The following is a 16442-nucleotide window of genomic DNA, read 5'->3' on the forward strand; positions in this document are numbered from 1 at the left end:
ACGAACCCGCGAGTCAGGCGCGAGCCTGCGCCCGCCGGCGCTGCCACAGCACGAGCGCGACCGCGCTGCAGGTGAGGACGACGGCGACGGGGAGCACGATGCCTCCCACGCCGTCGTCCTCGCCTGCGTCCGAGGAGGTGGGTGCGGACGCCTCGTCCACCCCGGGCTCGGTGCCCGCACCCACCTGGAACTGGATCTCACCGGCCATCTCGTGGCCGTCGCCGGAGACGACGTCGTAGGTGAGGGTGTAGTCGCCGTCCTCGCCGGCCCACAGGGTCTGGTGGACCTCCATGCCGACGGCGGTCGGCTCGCCGTTGGTGACGCTGCCGTCGGGCCCGGTGACGGTGACCTCGTGCACCTCGCTGACGGGCCCGGTGAACGTCAGGATCGCCCGCGACGGCAGCGCCTCGAACACGCCGCCGTCCGAGGGGTCGGCCGACATCAGCTCGTCGTGCGCGGCCGCCGGGGCGACGGGCGCCCACCCGAGCAGCACCGAGCTCGCGGCGATCGCCACGGCTGCGGCTCCGCGTGGTCCTGACCGGGTGGGCATCGTCGGGCTCCTGTCAGGACTGCGTCGAGAAGGCCGCGTCGAACGCCGCCGACGGGGCGTCGAACGCGAGGCGGCGGACGAACTCGAGGGCCTCGGGGGCACCGACGAGACGGTCCATGCCGGCGTCCTCCCACTCCACGGAGATGGGGCCGTCGTAGCCGATCGTGTTGAGCATCCGGAACGACGCCTCCCACGGCACGTCGCCGTGGCCGGTGGACACGAAGTCCCAGCCGCGCCGGGGGTCGGCCCACGCGAGGTGCGAGCCCATCCGGCCGTTGCGGCCGTTGCCGACCTGCTTCTTCGCGTCCTTGCAGTCGACGTGGTAGATCCGGTCCTTGAAGTCCCAGAGGAAGCCGACCGGGTCGAGGTCCTGCCACACGAAGTGGGAGGGGTCCCAGTTGAGGCCGAAGGCCTCGCGGTGGCCGATGGCCTCCAGCGCGTCGACGGTCGTCCAGTAGTCGTAGGCGATCTCGGAGGGGTGCACCTCGTGGGCGAACTTCACGCCCTCGCTGTCGAAGACGTCGAGGATCGGGTTCCACCGGTCGGCGAAGTCCTGGTAGCCCGCGTCGACGAGGTCCTGTGAGGCCGGCGGGAACATCGCGACGTACTTCCAGATCGAGGAGCCCGTGAAGCCGACGACCACGTCGACGCCGAGCTTGCGCGCCGCCCGGGCGGTCATCTTCATCTCCTCGGCCGCACGCTGCCGCACGCCCTCGGCGTCACCGTCGCCCCAGATCTTGTCCGGGAGGATGCCGCGGTGGCGCTCGTCGATCGGGTCGTCGCAGACGGCCTGGCCCTTGAGGTGGTTGCTGATCGCGAACACCTGGAGGTCGTGCTTCTCGAGCATCTCGAGCTTGGCCGGGACGTAGGAGTCGTCCTCGACGGCGGCCCAGGGGTCGAAGTGGTCGCCCCAGCACGCCAGCTCGAGGCCGTCGTAGCCCCAGCCCGAGGCGAGTCGGCACACCTCCTCGAACGGCAGGTCGGCCCACTGGCCGGTGAACAGGGTGATCGGGCGGGTCATCGGTGCTCCTAGGTGTGTCGTGGGGTGGATGTGCTGCGGTGCTGCGGTGCTGCGGGGTGGAACGAGGTGGTGCGGGTGGGTCATGCTGGTGGGTGCGGCCGGCGCCGGAACGGAGCGCGCTGTCCCCGCGCCGGCCGCGTGGGAAACACCTGGCGGTGCCTCCCGGCGCCCCCAGGGGGACCCGTCCCCCGGCCGTGACGCAGGGCCGAACCTGCGTCACGGTCGGGTGCGACACCTCGCGGTGCCACGCGGCCGGGACCCGTCCGGGGACGGTCCTTCTCTCTCGTTGCGCCTACAGCTGCTTCTTGAGCGAGCGCGCCAGGCGCTTGAGAGCCCTCTTGGCCTCCTTGTCGTCGACCTTCGAGGCGAGCTTCGTGAAGCGCTTCAGGGCCTTGCGGGCCTCGCGCTCGTCGCCCAGCTTGTCGGCCTTCTTCACGGCCTTCAGCTCCTTGAGGAGCTTCGCGCCGAGCTTCTTGCCGATCGTGTCGTCGTCGTCGAGCCGCTTGACGAGCTTCTTGGCGCCGCCGTAGCTGGCGACCACCGTGAAGGTGATCGACTGCGACGCCTGGTTGCCCGCCTCGTCGGTGACGACGACATCGATGGTGTGCTTCCCGCTCTTCAGCGACAGTGCGTCGATCGTCGCGGGAGAGGTCACGACGGTGCCGTCGAGGCGCATGGTGCGCTCGCCGACGCCGGACGTGGCGTCCGTCGCCGTGACCGTGGCGGTGCGGACGGCGGCCGGGTCGAGCCTGGCCTTGTCCGCGATGCCGCTGATGGTGGCCACCGGGGCGGTGGCGTCCATCTTGATGGTGGTGGTGGCCACGGCCGAGGTCGTGCCCTTCGAGTCGGTCGCCCGGGCCTGGACCAGGGTGACGCCGTCGGTGGCGACCTTGAACGGCGCGGTGTACGCCGTCCAGGCACCGTTGCCGACGCGGTACTCCACCGTCAGCCCACCCGAGCCGCCGGCACCCGCGAGGGTGACGGTGACGGGGGCGGTGAACCAGTTGCTGCGACCGTTGGCCGCGCCAGGGGCGGTGGTGATCGCGACGGTGGGCTTGACCGTCGGGGTCGGGTCGTCCTTCTTCGGGACGACGACCTCGAACTCGCCGGTCGACTCGTTGCCCGCGGCGTCGGCGGCCGTGTAGGCCACCACGTGCGTGCCGGGAGCGGTGATCTCGAACGGACCGTCGTACTCGGTCTCGGCTCCCCCGTCGACCGTGTAGGTCAGCGAGGTCACCTCGACGTCGTCCGTGGCGTCCAGCACGACCGTGCCGGGACCGGTCAGGTCGAGGTCGACACAACCGATGATCGCGCCGCCGCGGTGCAGGGCCAGGATGCCGCCGTCGATGCGCGGCGCCCACGGGACCGTGGCCGTCGCGAAGGACGTGCCGTCGGCCTCGGCCTTGATCCTCGGGTCACCCGAGCCAGCGGACCAACCGGGGTTGGTGGGCCACAGCTCGTTCGGCGGGACACCGTCACCCGACGGGTCGTCGCGGTAGTGACCTGCGAAACCACCACACGTGGTGCCGACGTGGAGGTGGGACTCGTAGTCCTCCTCCGGGTCGAGACCCTCGAGCGACAGCTCCACCGTGGTGGTGTAGCCGTCGCCGGCGGCCTTCGAGACCATGGTGGCCTCTCCGGTGACGCCCGTGCTGGCCTGGTCGACCAGGTCACCGGCGTACGAGCCCAGGACCGTGGCACCGACCTTCGGGTCGGTCGTGTCAGCGGGCTGCCCCACCACGACCTCCGTCTGACCGGTGGACCGGTTGCCCGCCACGTCCGTGGCGCGGTAGCGCACGTCGTGGGTGCCGGGCTCGCTGATCTCGAGCGGCGTGGAGTAGGTCTTCCACGTCGTGTCGCCGTCGACCTGGTACTCGATGCTCGCGACGCCGGAGGCGGCGTCGGTGGCGGTCAGGGTGACCGTCTTGGTGCCGTCACCGGTGGTCGCGTGCGTCACGGCCGGGTTGACCGTGTCGATCTTGACCGACTGCGACTTGGTCGACTCCACGTTGCCGGCCGTGTCCTTGGAGCGGAACTCGACCAGCGTGGTGCCCTCACCCGGGACCGACACCGCGGCGGTGTACGGCGTCCAGGTGCCGCCGTCGATGCGGTACTCGGTCGAGGCGACGCCCGACCCGCCCGTCTCGTCGGTGGCCGCGAGGGTGAACGACGGCCGCGTGGTGTACCAGCCGGCGTTGCCGGTGGCAGCCGGGACGGTGATCGTCGTCGTCGGCGCCGTCGTGTCGACCGCAGGCTCGGAGCCGGGCTCGCACCCGTCGTCCGCGCCCATCGTGAACCAGCTGAAGGTCGACGTGATCCCTGCTCCACCCGCCTGGTTGGCGGCGGAGAGGAGGCCGATGCGCGGGTTGGTGAGGTCGGCGATGCTGTAGCCACCGGACATGTTCGTCCAGTTCTCGCCGTCGGTGCTGTAGCTGCCGAGGACCTGCTCACCGTCCTCGCTCGTCAGCCGCAGCCAGACCGTGCTCGGGAACGATGCTCCCAGGCCGGACGTGTTGGTCTCGACGGCGGAGCCCGTGGTCTCCCGCGCCGTCTGGATGATGTTGGACGCCGCGTTCGGGTCGGAGCTGCGTCCCTGGAAGACGTGCTTCAGGTAGTTGTCGTCGTCCCCGTAGATCAGCAGCCCCGCCGACTGGTACTGGCGGTTGATCGGCGCGGACACCTTGGTGGTGGCCACGAACGGGCCGTCGGGCAGGGTGCGGAGCACCAGGTCCCGGGCGGTGTTCGTGGTCTGGTAGAGGTCGGTCGCCTCCATCGGGATCTTCACCGAGCCGTTGGAGACCACGAGGTTCCCGCTGGGGCGCACGACGCTCCAGTCGGAGTTCAGCGCGGTCCCGTTGAAGTCCTCCACCACGCACGGCGGCTGGCACGGCGTGGCCGTGCTGTCCGGCGTGATCGTGAAGTAGTCGAACTTCGCGGTGAGGTTGTCCGCCGCACCGGCCGCGGTCGCACCCAGGGCCAGCAGGCCGACCTTGGGAGCGGTGATGCCGGTGAGGTCGCGAGCGGCGTTCGCAGCGGTGACGGGCGAGAAGGTGGCCCCGTCGCTGCTGTAGGACGCGGTGACGGCGTTGCCGTCGGTGCTCGTGAGGCGCAGCCACACGGTGTCGGGGAAGCTCGCGCCGAGGTTGGCGGAGTTGGTCTCCGAAGCCGTGGCGTTGACCTCCTTGGCGAACTGGATGACGTTGGCTGCCTTGCTGCCCGCCGCGGCCGTGGACCGGCCGGAGTAGACGAGCTTCAAGTAGTTGTTGTCGTCGCCGTAGATGATCAGACCGCCCTGCTGGTAGCCCTTGGTGGCGTTCAGCGTGACCTTGGTCGTGACCTCGAACGCCCCGCCGGGCAGGTCCTGGAGGACGATGTTCGGCGTGTTGTTGGTGGTCTGGTAGAGGTCGGAGTTGGTCAGCGGGATGTTGAGCGTCCCGTCGGCCACGGTCAGCGACTGGTTGACCCGCACGCTGCGGTTCCACCGGGTCGTGTCGAGCTCGTTGCCCACGAAGTCGTCGGAGCGACCACTGAAGCAGATGTTCTGCGCCGCAGTGACGTTCACCTCCAGCGTCTTGGTGGTCTTCGCACCACGGGCGTCGGTGACCGTCAGCGAGACGGTGTAGCGACCCGGGGTGGTGAAGGTCTTGCTCGGGTTGGCGGCCGTCGACGTCGTCGTGTCGCCGAAGCTCCACGCGTAGGTGAACGGCGCGTCACCGTCGGGGTCGCTGACCGTGCTCGTGAAGTCCACGGGCAGCGGGGCCGAACCCGACAGCTTGCTGGCGTTGATCGTGACCGCAGGAGGCGTGTTCTCCGTGACTCCCTTGCCGGCGAACTCGAGCCAGTTGACGTTGGCCCCACCGGTGGTGGCGACGACGTACAGCGGCTCGCTGGCGCTCGAGGCACCCGTGAAGTCGGTCTGGACGTTCTGCCACGTCTGGGCGCCACCGGTGTTGGGCACCGTCAGCGTCCCGATCGTGGTGCCCGTGGGCGAGCCCTGGCGGACGGCGAAGGCGGCGCCCGTCGTGGTCGAGGAGGCACGCATGGTCACACCGGTGATGTTGGTGAGGTTCATGACGTCCCAGCGGAACCAGTCGCCGGTCTCGACACCGGTCACGTTGAGACCGCCGTTGGTGTCCGTGGTCGTCTGCGTGATGACCCCGGGGCTGCCCGCGGTCTCCGAACCCGTACGACCGGTCTGGTCGTAGAACTCGGCCTCCTTCTTCTTGGTGTGCAGCACCGCACCGTCGATGCCCGTCAGCGGACCCGCCGCGCCGTTGCCGGAGTCGCGGTAGGTGGCGGTGACGGTGCCGAAGATGTTGGCGCCCGAGTGACCCGTGTCGCCCGGCAGCACGAAGCTGCCGCTGCAGCCCGTGTACTGCTCGTAGCCGTGCGAGTGCTGGTCGTGACCCAGTCCGGGCTGCACGACGACCTTGCTGCAGTCGATCGTGCCGTCCTCGGGGTCGGTGACCGTGACGGAGTACTTGATGGTGTCGCCGAACTCGAAGAAGCCACCGTTGAGCGGCAGCGTCAGGTCGACGGTCGGCGCGGTGTTGCCCGCGACGATGTCGATGTTGGTCGAGCCCGTCTTGCCGTTGGCGGCCGTCACCGTCAGGCGAGCGGTGTAGTTGCCCGCGGCCTGGTAGGTGAAGGACGCGGTCGGCGTGGTGGCGTCGACGGTGCCGTCGCTGGTGAAGTCCCAGGCGTACGTCAGGCCGGCGTTGGTGCCGGTGTCGCCGTCGAAGGACGTGCTGCCGTCGAAGCTGACGGTCAGCGGCGCCGGGCCCGACGTCTTGTTGGTCGTGGCGCGGGCGGTGGGAGCGCGCTCCCCCTCGACGTAGTCGATCCGGTAGACACCGGAGTCGGCGTTGTTGCCGTCGAAGCCGCTGCCCCACTCGATCATGTAGAGCGCACCGTCGGGTCCGAACTGCAGCGCGTGCGGACGACGCATCTGCAGGTTGGGCAGGAACCGGTTGATGTCGGTGTAGCCGGTGCCGCCGTCGTTCATCTGGACGGTGAAGAGCCGGCTGTTGTTCCAGTCGGCCCAGATCGCCTTCTCGTCGAAGTAGGCAGGCCACTTGCGGTCCGAGACCAGCTCCGGGTCGTAGTCGTAGGTGCCCGAGGTCATCGGCGCGCCGCTGGCCCCGATCTCCGGGGTGCCGGTGGTGTTGGCGTTGTTGCTCTGCCAGATCACCGCCGCCTTGGCCGGCGGCAGCTGGGTCAGGCCCGTGTTGTTGGGCGAGTCGTTGACAGGGGCGGCGCAGTTGAACGTCGCGCCCGCCGTGCTGCTGGCGAAGTTGTAGTCGTTGTACGGCGTGTTCGCGCCGACGCAGTACGGCCAGCCGTAGTTGCCCGGCTCGTCAAGGATGTTCCACTCCACGCGGCCGTTGGGTCCGCGGGTGGCGCTGGTGGAACCGGCGTCCGGACCGTAGTCGGCGACCAGGATGTTGTTGTTCTGGACGTCCAGGCCGATGCGGAACGGGTTGCGGAAGCCCATGGCGTAGATCTCGGGGCGGGTCTTCTGCTGGGTGTCGGCCGCCTCGTCGAAGAGGTTGCCGGCAGGGATGGTGTAGCCGCCGTCGGCCTTCGGCCGGATGCGCAGCACCTTGCCGTTGAGGTCGTTGGTGTTGCCCGACGTGCGCTGGGCGTCCCAGGCGCTGCGACCGGAACGCTCGTCGATCGGCGTGTAGCCGCCCGAGTCGAACGGGTTGGTGTTGTCACCCGTCGCGAGGTAGAGGTTGCCGTCGTTGTCGAACTCCATCGAACCACCGGCGTGGCAGCACTCGTTGCGCTGCACCGGGACGTCGAGGATCGTCACCGCGGACGACAGGTCCAGGGTGTTGCCGTTCATCGTGAACCGCGAGATCCGGTCGATCGCCGCCGTGCCCGAGGGCGCGTAGTAGAGGAACACGTGGTTGTTGGTGGCGAAGTCCGGGTCGAGGGCGATGCCCAGCAGGCCGAACTCCTGGCCCGTGTAGACCGGGATGGTGCCGGCGGTGACGACGCTGCCGTTGGGCAGGATGATCTTCACGGCACCGGCGCGGTCGATGTAGAACACCCGACCGTCCTCGGCGATGGCGAGCTCCATCGGGTTGGTGGTGTTCTCGTCCAGGGCGACCTTGGCGAAGCTGGGCTGCAGCGTCGCCTTGCAGTCCGACGGGACGACACCGGCGGCGGTCTGGATGCCGCCGAGGATGTGGCCGAGGAACTTGGCGTCGGAGAAGGACGCGACGGTGTGGCCCATGCCGGTGTACCAGCTGCGGCCGCCGTCGTAGTCCTGGCACCAGGCGATCGGGTGCTCCGCGCCCATCGCGCCGCCACCCGGGGCGTACGTGGTCTCGTCCATCGAGGCCAGCACGTGGATCTTGTTGCGGGCGGTGGCCGGGTTGGTCCGGAAGTTGTACCACTCGTCGGTGCGCTCCCAGCGCTTCGCGATGCCCGCGGTGGACGGGTGCGCCGGGTCCTCGACCTTGACGGTCGCGGTCGGGGTGCCGTTGGGGTGGTTGTTGAAGTAGGCGCCGACGAGCTGGCCGTACCAGGGCCAGTCGTACTCGGTGTCGGAGGCCGCGTGGATGCCGGCGTAGCCGCCGCCACCCTGGATGTAGCGCTCGAACGCCGCCTGCTGCGTGGCGTTGAGGACGTCACCGGTGGTGGACAGGAAGATGACGACCTCGTACTGCTCGAGGTTCGCGTCGGTGAACGCGTTGGCGTCCTCGGTCACCGTGACGTTGAAGTTGTTCTGGGTCGCGAGCTGCTGGATCGCGGTGGTCGCGGCACCGATGTTGTCGTGGCGGAAGGCCGCGGTCTTGGAGAAGAGGAGCGCGTCGAACTCGTCGGCGGCTGCGGCGGCGGAGGCGGCGGACTTCTCCTTGGCCGCGGTCCACGGCACGGCGTCCGCGAGGGGGGTGCTGGGGAGGTCCTTGGTGCTGTCGGCCTTGGTGGTGCCGGCCTTCTTGGTGTCGGCCTTGGAAGCGGCCTTCTCGGGGGTGAGGTCCGGCGCGACTGCGCCGGCCGGGGTGGCCGAGAGCGCGAGCGTGGCCCCGAGGGGCATCGCCACGATCATGGCCAAGGTGGAACCGAGTGCTGCGCGAGAACCCCCGCGCAGCCGCGTGATGAGTCTGTTCATCACGATCCCTTCTCTGGATGGACGTGCGCTCCATCGGTTCCGGGGCGGGTCCCCGGGCGTTCGGCCCCTTTTTCTGTGCGGTCATCTCCCGGCGGGTTCGGCCCCGCCGGGAGATGCAGGTCAGCGAGCTCCGAGCAGGTGCTCGAGCGCGAGCTGGTCGAGGGCCTCCAGGCCCACGCTGCGCGCGCCCAGGCCCTCGACGTCGTACGTCGCCGCGCGGAGGTCGGCGAGCGACTCCCCCTCGGCGAGGGTCGGCGTGCCCAGCGTGCCCACCTCGGCCGCCTCGAGCGCGGCGACGACGTCCGGGTCGGCCCGGAACGCCTGCACCCGCTCGCGCAGCATGAGGTAGTTGCGCATGCAGCCGCGGGCGGACTCCCACACGCCGTCCATGGCCTCGGCACGCGGCGGCTTGAAGTCGAAGTGGACGTAGCCGTCGTAGGCCTTGCCGGTGCCGGCGCCGAGCAGCGCGTCGACGGTCCAGAAGGCGCCGCGCAGGTTGCCCGCTCCGAAGCGGAGGTCCTGGTCGAAGCGCGGGCCGTGCTGGCCGTTGAGGTCGACGTGGAAGAGCTTGTCGTGCCACAGCGCCTGGCTGATGCCCTGGGCGAAGTTGAGGCCCGCCATCTCCTCGTGCCCGACCTCGGGGTTGAGGCCCACCATCGACGGGTCGTCGAGCTCGTTGATCAGCGCGATCGCGTGACCGATCGTGGGCAGCAGGATGTCGCCGCGCGGCTCGTTGGGCTTGGGCTCGAGGGCGAAGCGGATGTCGTAGCCCTGGTCCTTGACGTAGGCGCAGAGCAGGTCGAGGGCCTCCTTGTAGCGGTCCAGGGCCGCCTGCACGTCCTTGGCCGCGCCGTGCTCGGCGCCCTCGCGGCCGCCCCAGAGGACGAACGTCTTCGCGCCGAGGGAGGCGGCGAGGTCGACGTTGCGCAGCACCTTGGCCAGGGCGTACCGGCGCACGTCGCGGTTGTTGGCGGTGAGCGCGCCCTCCTTGAAGACGGGGGCGCTGAACAGGTTGGTGGTCACCATCTCCACGGCGAGGCCGGTCTCGGCGAGCGCCTTCTCGAACTTCTCGAGCACGCTGTCGCGCTGGTCCTCGTCGGGCAGCAGGTCGTCGTCGTGGAAGGTCACCGCGGCTGCGCCGAGCTCGGCGAGGCGGTAGGTCGCCTCCACCGGGTCGAGCAGGTCGCGGGTGCTGGGCCCGAACACGTCGGTGCCCTGCCAGCCCACGGTCCAGAGGCCGAACGAGAACTTGTCCTCGGGGGTGGGTGTGTAGTCGGTCATGCGGGGATCTCCTGCCACGTGTCGGTGTCACTGCTGGTCTCGACCGCGGCCAGGACGCGCTGCACCTGGAGTCCGTCGGCAAAGGATGGGGTGGGGTCGGTGCCGGCCGCGATGTCGCGGACCAGGTCGACCACCTGGTGGGTGAAGCCGTGCTCGTAGCCGATGACGTGCCCCGCGGGCCACCAGGCGGCCACGTAGGGGTGCTGCGGCTCGGTCACGAGGATGCGGCGGAAGCCGGCGGTGCCGGCGTCCTCGGTGCCGTCGAAGAAGTGGAGGACGTTCATGTCCTCGAAGTCGAACGCCAGGCTGCCGCGCGAGCCGTTGATCTCGATCCGGATGGCGTTCTTGCGGCCGTTGGCGAAGCGGGTCGCCTCGAAGACGCCCATCGCCCCGCTGCGGAAGTCGGCGAGGAACGTGGCGGCGTCGTCGACGGTCACCTTGCCCGTCCCGGACCCGGCCGTGCCCGACAGCCCGGAGTGCTCGCTCGGCTGCGGGCGCTCCTCGACGAAGGTGCGCAGGCGCCCGGAGACGCGGCTGATGGTGTCGCCGGTGATGAACTGGGCGATGTCGATGATGTGGGCGCCGATGTCGCCCAGCGAGCCGGAGCCTGCCTTGTCCTTCTCGAGGCGCCACGACAGCGGCGCCTCCGGGTCGACGATCCAGTCCTGCAGGTACTGCGCGCGGACGTGGTGGATGGTCCCGAGCCGGCCGTCCGCGACGAGCTGGCGGGCGAAGGAGATGGCCGGCACGCGCCGGTAGGTGAAGCCGACCATGGCGCGTACGCCACCTGCCGCGGCCTTCTCGGCGGCGAGGGTCATGGCCTCGGCCTCCTCGACGCTGTTGGCCAGGGGCTTCTCGCACAGGACGTGCTTGCCGGCCTCGAGGGCGGCGATGACGATCTCGGCGTGGGTGTGGCCGGGGGTGCAGACGTCGACCAGGTCGATGTCGTCGCGGTCGACGAGCGCCTGCCAGCTGGTCTCGGTGGAGTCCCAGCCGAGCCGCTCGGCGGCGGCCTGCACACCCTGGGCGTCGCGGCCGGCCACGGCCGTCATCCGCGGTCGCAGCGGGAGGTCGAAGAAGCGGGGGGCGGTGCGCCAGGCGTGCGAGTGGGCAGCGCCCATGAAGGCGTAGCCGACCATGCCGACGGACAGGACTCCGTCGCCGGCGGGTGAGTCGGGAGTGGCGGTCATCGGACCTCCTCGTTCGGGGTGGAAGAGCGGCGCACGAGCGTGTCGGGGCGCGGTCGGCCCGCGGCGGCTCCCTCTCGGGAGCCGCCGCCGGCCGTCACGCGTCTGTCAGGACTCGAAGGCCGAGTCGATGTACTGGTCGACGTTCTCGGACGTGACCACGGGGGCGAAGAGCTGCACGGTGCGGGGCACCTCGACCTCGACCAGGTCGCTCATCGCCTTCGACTGCACGAGCAGACGGGCGAGCTTGACGCCGTCGGCGCCCTGCGTGGACGGGTAGATGACGGTGGCCTTGAGCACGCCGCTGTCCTCCTGGATGGCCCGCATGGCGTTGGCCGAGCCGGCGCCACCGATCATCGTGAACTCGTCACGGCCCGCGTTCTCGATCGCGGCGAGGACGCCGACACCCTGGTCGTCGTCGTGGTTCCACAGGAAGTCGATCTTCTTCTCGGCCTGCAGCAGGTTGGCCGCGACCTCCTCGCCGCTCTCGACGGTGAACTCGGCGGCCTGGCGGGCGTCGACGTCGAGACCGCACTCGCCGAGCGCGTCCTCGAAGCCCTGGCTGCGGTCCTGGGTCAGGGGCAGCGAGTCGATGCCGGCGATCTCGGCGACGACGACGTCCTCGTTGCCTCCGGCCTGCTCGCAGACGTACTGGCCGGCCGAGACGCCCATGCCGTAGTTGTCACCGAGCACGGTGACGCGTGCGGCGTTGGGGTCGTCGAACTCGCGGTCGACGTTGATGACCGGGATGCCGGCCTCCATCGCCTTGAGCGCGACCGGCGTCATCGCGGCGCCGTCGAAGGGAAGGAGCACGATGGCGTCGACCTTGTCGTTGATGAAGGTCTCGACCTGGCTGATCTGCAGGTTGACGTCGTTGGTGCCCTCGGCCACCTGCAGGTCGATGTCCGGGTACTCCTCGGCGAGGTCGCGGACGTTGTTGGTGATGGCGGCCATCCAGCCGTGGTCCGCAGCGGGAGCCGAGAAGCCGATGGTGACCTGGTCACCCTCCTCGTCGTTGCTGCCGGCCGCGGCCGCCGGGGCGCTGTCCGAGCCGTTGTCGTCGTCGTTCGCCGCGTCCTCGGCGCTGCCCGTGCAGGCCGCGAGGGTGAGGACGGCGACCGATCCGACCAGGAGGCCGGTGAGGCGGCGGCCCTGCTGCCGTCCGAAGGGGGTGCGCAGTCGCATGGGTCGTGCTCCTTGTTCTTCTGGGTTCATCCGGGTGGGTGCGGTGCGAGCCGGCCCCCGGGGGCGTCCCTGGGTGGTCCGACGTGGTGGTGCGGGTGGTGCGGTGGTGCGTTGTTCCGAGCTGGGGGCGCGGCCTAGGTGGAGGTCGCGTTGCGTGCCAGGCGCTGCTGGAGCAGCACGGCGACGACGATGATCAGGCCCTTCGCGACCGCCTGGGTCGAGGTGTCCTGGTTGTTGAGGGTGAAGACGTTGCCGAGCGTGGCGAAGATGAGCACGCCGACGACGGTGCCGACGATGGTGCCGCGACCACCGGTGAGCAGGGTGCCGCCGATCACGACGGCGGCGATGGCGTCGAGCTCCCACATGTAGCCGTGGGTGGAGCTTCCCGTCGTCGTGCGGCTGATGAGCATGAGGGCCGCGAGGCCGCAGCAGACGCCGACCAGGACGTAGAGCATCACGGTGTGGCGGTTGACGTTGATGCCGGCCAGGCGCGCGGCCTCGGGGTTGCCGCCGACGGCGAGGGTGCGGCGCCCGAACGTCGTGCGGTTGAGGAGGACCCAGCCGCCGAGAGACACGAGGGCGAAGATGATGACGAGGAGCGGCACACCGAGGACGTCGGCGCCGAAGAAGTCCTTGAACCCGTCGACGGTGACGATCTGCGTGCGGCGCTCGGAGATGATCTCGGCGAGGCCGCGCGCCGCCGCCAGCATGGCGAGCGTCGTGATGAAGGGGACGACCTTGCCGTAGGCGATCACCAGGCCGTTGACCAGCCCGGCTCCCGCGCCGACCGCCAGGGCGGCGAACACCATGATCGTCCAGTGCGTGTCGGTCGCCATGGTCTGGGTGGCGAAGGTCGTCGCCCACACCGAGCAGAGGGCCACGAGCGCGCCGACCGAGAGGTCGATGCCGCCGCCGGTGATCACGAAGGTCATCCCGATGGCGACCACGCCGAGGGCGGAGGCGAACCTCAGCACCGTCAGGATGTTGTCGATGCTGGCGAACCGGTCGCCCGCGGTGACCACGCCGGCGGCGCAGATCAGCAGCAGGGCCAGGACCAGGCCCAGGTTGCGCCCGAACGGGCCGCTCATCAGGCCCCCGCTGCTCGGGGACTCGGCCCCGGCGCGCTCCACCGTGATCGTCTCGCGGGTGGGGGTGACGGGGTTCTGGACCTCCCCGACGTCGGGGACGTGCTCGGCACCTCGGCTCGTGCTCTGCTCGCTCATGCGACCTTTCCTTCCATGACCAGGTCGAGGACCCGGGACTCATCGATGTCCGACGACGGACCAACGTGTACGACACGGCCCTCGCGGACCACGAGGACCCGGTCCGCGAGCCCGAGCACCTCCTCCACCTCGCTCGACACCACGACCACGGCGACACCGGAGTCGGCGAGCGAGCGGACGAGGGCGTAGATCTCGGCGCGAGCGCCGACGTCCACCCCTCGGGTCGGCTCGTCGAGCAGCAGCACCCGGCACTCCCGGAGCAGCCACCTGGCGAGCACGACCTTCTGCTGGTTGCCGCCCGACAGGAGGCGCACGAGGCGATCCACCCCTGCCGGACGGACGTCGAGGGACTCCGTCAGCTCGGTGGAGCGCTTGCGCTCGGCACGGCTGTCGAGGAGCCCGAGCCGGCTGAAGCGGCTCATGGAGGAGACGGTGATGTTGCTGTAGACGGCCTGGTCGAGCAGCAGCCCCTGGGACTTGCGCTCCTCGGGGCACAGGCCCATCCCGGCCTTGACGGCGGCGGGCACCGAGCCGCGGCGCAGCTCCTTGCCATTGACGCGCACAGTGCCGGCGGTGGCGCGGCGGGCCCCGTAGAGCGTCTCGATGATCTCGGAGCGACCGGCCCCGACCAGGCCGGCCAGCCCGACGATCTCGCCGGCGCGCACCTGGAGGTCCACGTCGGAGAAGACACCGGCCAGCGACAGGCCGGAGACGTCGAGGACGGGCTCCGCGTCGGCGGGCACGGCCTCGCCCCGGGGCGGGAAGACGTACTCGATCGAGCGGCCGGTCATCAGCTTGATCAGCTCGCTCGTCGGCGTCTGGTCGACGGCGAGGCCGGTGGCGACGGTGCTGCCGTCCTTGAGGACCGTGATCCGGTCGCCGATCTGGCGGATCTCCTCGAGGCGGTGGGAGATGTAGACGATGGCCACGCCCTCGGAGGTGAGGTCGCGGATCACCCGGAAGAGGTTGTCGACCTCGCCCTGGTCGAGCACGGCGGACGGCTCGTCGAGGATCAGCAGGCGCGTGTCCTGCGACAGCGCGCGGGCCATGCTCACGATCTGCTGGGCCGCGGGCGAGAGCCGACCGACCGACCGCGTGGGCTGGATCTCGCTGTGCCCGAGACGGGCGAGCAGCTCGCGGGTGCGGCGGATGGTCTCGCTCCGCTGGCTGAACCCACCGCGGCTGAGCTCGTGGCCCAGGAAGATGTTCTCGGCGACGCTGAGGTCGTCGACCAGGTCGAGCTCCTGGTAGATCGTGGAGATGCCGAGGTCCATCGACGCCTGCGGGGTGGTCAGCGCGACGGGCTCGCCCTCCCACAGGATCTCGCCCTCGTCGGGCTGGTAGCTCGCGGAGAGCACCTTGATGAGCGTGGACTTCCCGGCGCCGTTCTGGCCCAGCAGGCAGTGCACCTCGCCGGCGCGCACCTCCAGCTCCACGCCACCGAGGGCGAGGACGCCGGGGAACCGCTTGACGATGCCGCGCATCGTGAGCAGTGGGGAGTCGGTCATGACAGCACCTCCAGGGCGTGGTCCGCGCGCGGCACCAGGGTCGGGTCGTCGTAGACGTGGTCGATGGCGACCGTGGCGGCGCCGTGCACCGCCGCGGAGAAGCCGAGGGTGGACAGGCCGATGCGGGTGCCGCCGGCGTCCGGGGCGAGCACGCCGGCGGCGAGCTCGGCCTCGACCTCGTCGTGGATCCACTCGCCGATCTCACCGAGGTAGCCGGAGAGCACGATCATGCCGGGGTTGAGGACGTTGGTGAGGATCGCGGCACCGACACCGACCCAGCGGCCGATCTCGCGCAGGGCGACCAGGGTCGGCTCGTCACCGGCGGCGGCGCGCCGGGCGATCTCCTCGACCTTGCCCTCGAGGTCGAGGACCGGGGAGCGGAGCAGGTCGTCCTCGCTCGCCGCGGCGAGCTCGATGAGGCGGCTGAGGCCGATGACGGTCTCCCAGCAGCCGGTGCGGCCGCAGCCGCAGCGCGAACCGTCGCGGTCGACGACCATGTGGCCGAACTCGCCGGCGTAGCCGCGGCGGCCGGGGAACGGGCGGCCGTCGGCGACGATGCCGCCGCCGATGCCGACCTCGCCGTGCAGGACCAGGATGTCGCGGCGCTCGGGGTCGCCGGGGGTGGCCTCGGCCACGGCGGCGAGGTTGGCCTCGTTGTCGACGTCGAGGAGGTAGGCCGGGTCCGCGAGCCGGCTGCGCAGCATGGCGGCCAGCGAGACGTCCTGCCAGCCGAGGTTGGCGGCGACCGAGACGGTGCCGCGGGCGTGGTCGACCAGCCCGGCGACCCCGACGACCGCGGAGACCGGGGTGGCACCGAAGGCGGCGAGGTCGGCGAGCGTGCCCTCGACCAGCTCGACGAGCCGGTCGATCACGGCCGCGGGCTCGAGCCCGCGGGTGTCGATCGAGGTGCGCCGCTCGCTCACGACGACGCCGGCCAGGTCGACGGCCCGGGTGGAGACGTGGTGGACGTTGATCTCGGCACCGAGGCCGTACGCCCCCGCGCCGTCGATCTCGACGATCGTGCCGGGTCGACCGACGGCTCCGCGCTCGGCGCTGCCCTCGCGGACCAGGCCGCGCTCGAGGAGCTCGCCGACCAGGCTGGAGACGGTCGCCTTGTTGAGGCCGAGGTCCGAGGCGAGGCGGGCCCGCGAGCGCGGGCCGTCCTCGCGGAGGCTGCGCAGGAGCAGCGACAGGTTGGCGCGACGCACGGTGCCCTGGTCAGCGCCACCGCTGCCAGTGGCCGCCCAGCCGTCCCGTACCTGCGACATCGAGTGCTCCTTGGTGGCGACGGTGTGACGATCGCCACGACTTAGTTTGATGGACCGCCAAACTAAGTCGGTGACGCGCGTCACGTCAAGGAGGTT

Annotated in this window: 9 protein-coding genes; all 9 read right to left on the reverse strand. The window is 70.5% G+C overall.

Going from position 1 to position 16442, the window contains the following annotated elements:
• Positions 1–13: 13 nt before the first annotated feature.
• Positions 14–550: a copper resistance CopC family protein gene (locus F4692_RS00435; RefSeq protein WP_179617697.1), complete on the reverse strand. Its 537-nt coding sequence runs from the start codon at positions 548–550 to the stop codon at positions 14–16.
• Positions 551–563: 13 nt separating this feature from the next.
• Positions 564–1571, reverse strand: a complete 1008-nt coding sequence (locus F4692_RS00440; protein WP_179617698.1) for a sugar phosphate isomerase/epimerase family protein — start codon at positions 1569–1571, stop codon at positions 564–566.
• Between the two features lie 292 nt (positions 1572–1863).
• Positions 1864–8619 carry a ThuA domain-containing protein gene (locus F4692_RS00445; protein WP_179617699.1) on the reverse strand — a complete coding sequence of 2252 codons (6756 nt, stop codon included), beginning with the start codon at positions 8617–8619 and terminating at the stop codon, positions 1864–1866.
• Positions 8620–8814: 195 nt separating this feature from the next.
• Complete coding sequence (xylA, locus tag F4692_RS00450; protein WP_179617700.1) at positions 8815–9975, reverse strand: xylose isomerase; 1161 nt, start codon at positions 9973–9975, stop codon at positions 8815–8817.
• Positions 9972–11165 carry a Gfo/Idh/MocA family protein gene (locus tag F4692_RS00455; protein WP_218858113.1) on the reverse strand — a complete coding sequence of 398 codons (1194 nt, stop codon included), beginning with the start codon at positions 11163–11165 and terminating at the stop codon, positions 9972–9974. Before F4692_RS00455 ends, xylA begins: the two co-directional genes overlap by 4 nt.
• A gap of 105 nt (positions 11166–11270) precedes the next feature.
• Entirely contained in the window at positions 11271–12347 is a 1077-nt protein-coding gene (locus tag F4692_RS00460) for a substrate-binding domain-containing protein (RefSeq protein WP_179617701.1), read from the reverse strand.
• 134 nt (positions 12348–12481) lie between these two features.
• The gene (locus F4692_RS00465; protein ID WP_179617702.1) at positions 12482–13570 is read right to left on the reverse strand and encodes an ABC transporter permease; all 1089 of its coding nucleotides are present in this window, start codon (positions 13568–13570) and stop codon (positions 12482–12484) included.
• On the reverse strand, positions 13567–15078 hold the full coding sequence (locus F4692_RS00470; RefSeq protein WP_218858114.1) for a sugar ABC transporter ATP-binding protein: 1512 nt from the start codon (positions 15076–15078) through the stop codon (positions 13567–13569). The genes F4692_RS00465 and F4692_RS00470 overlap by 4 nt, the downstream gene beginning before the upstream one ends.
• Complete coding sequence (locus F4692_RS00475; RefSeq protein WP_179617703.1) at positions 15075–16346, reverse strand: ROK family protein; 1272 nt, start codon at positions 16344–16346, stop codon at positions 15075–15077. Before F4692_RS00475 ends, F4692_RS00470 begins: the two co-directional genes overlap by 4 nt.
• Between the last annotated feature and the right edge of the window lie 96 nt (positions 16347–16442).

Origin of the sequence: Nocardioides cavernae (genome assembly GCF_013410035.1) — a bacterium.
GTDB classification, from domain to species: Bacteria; Actinomycetota; Actinomycetes; order Propionibacteriales; family Nocardioidaceae; genus Nocardioides; species Nocardioides cavernae_A.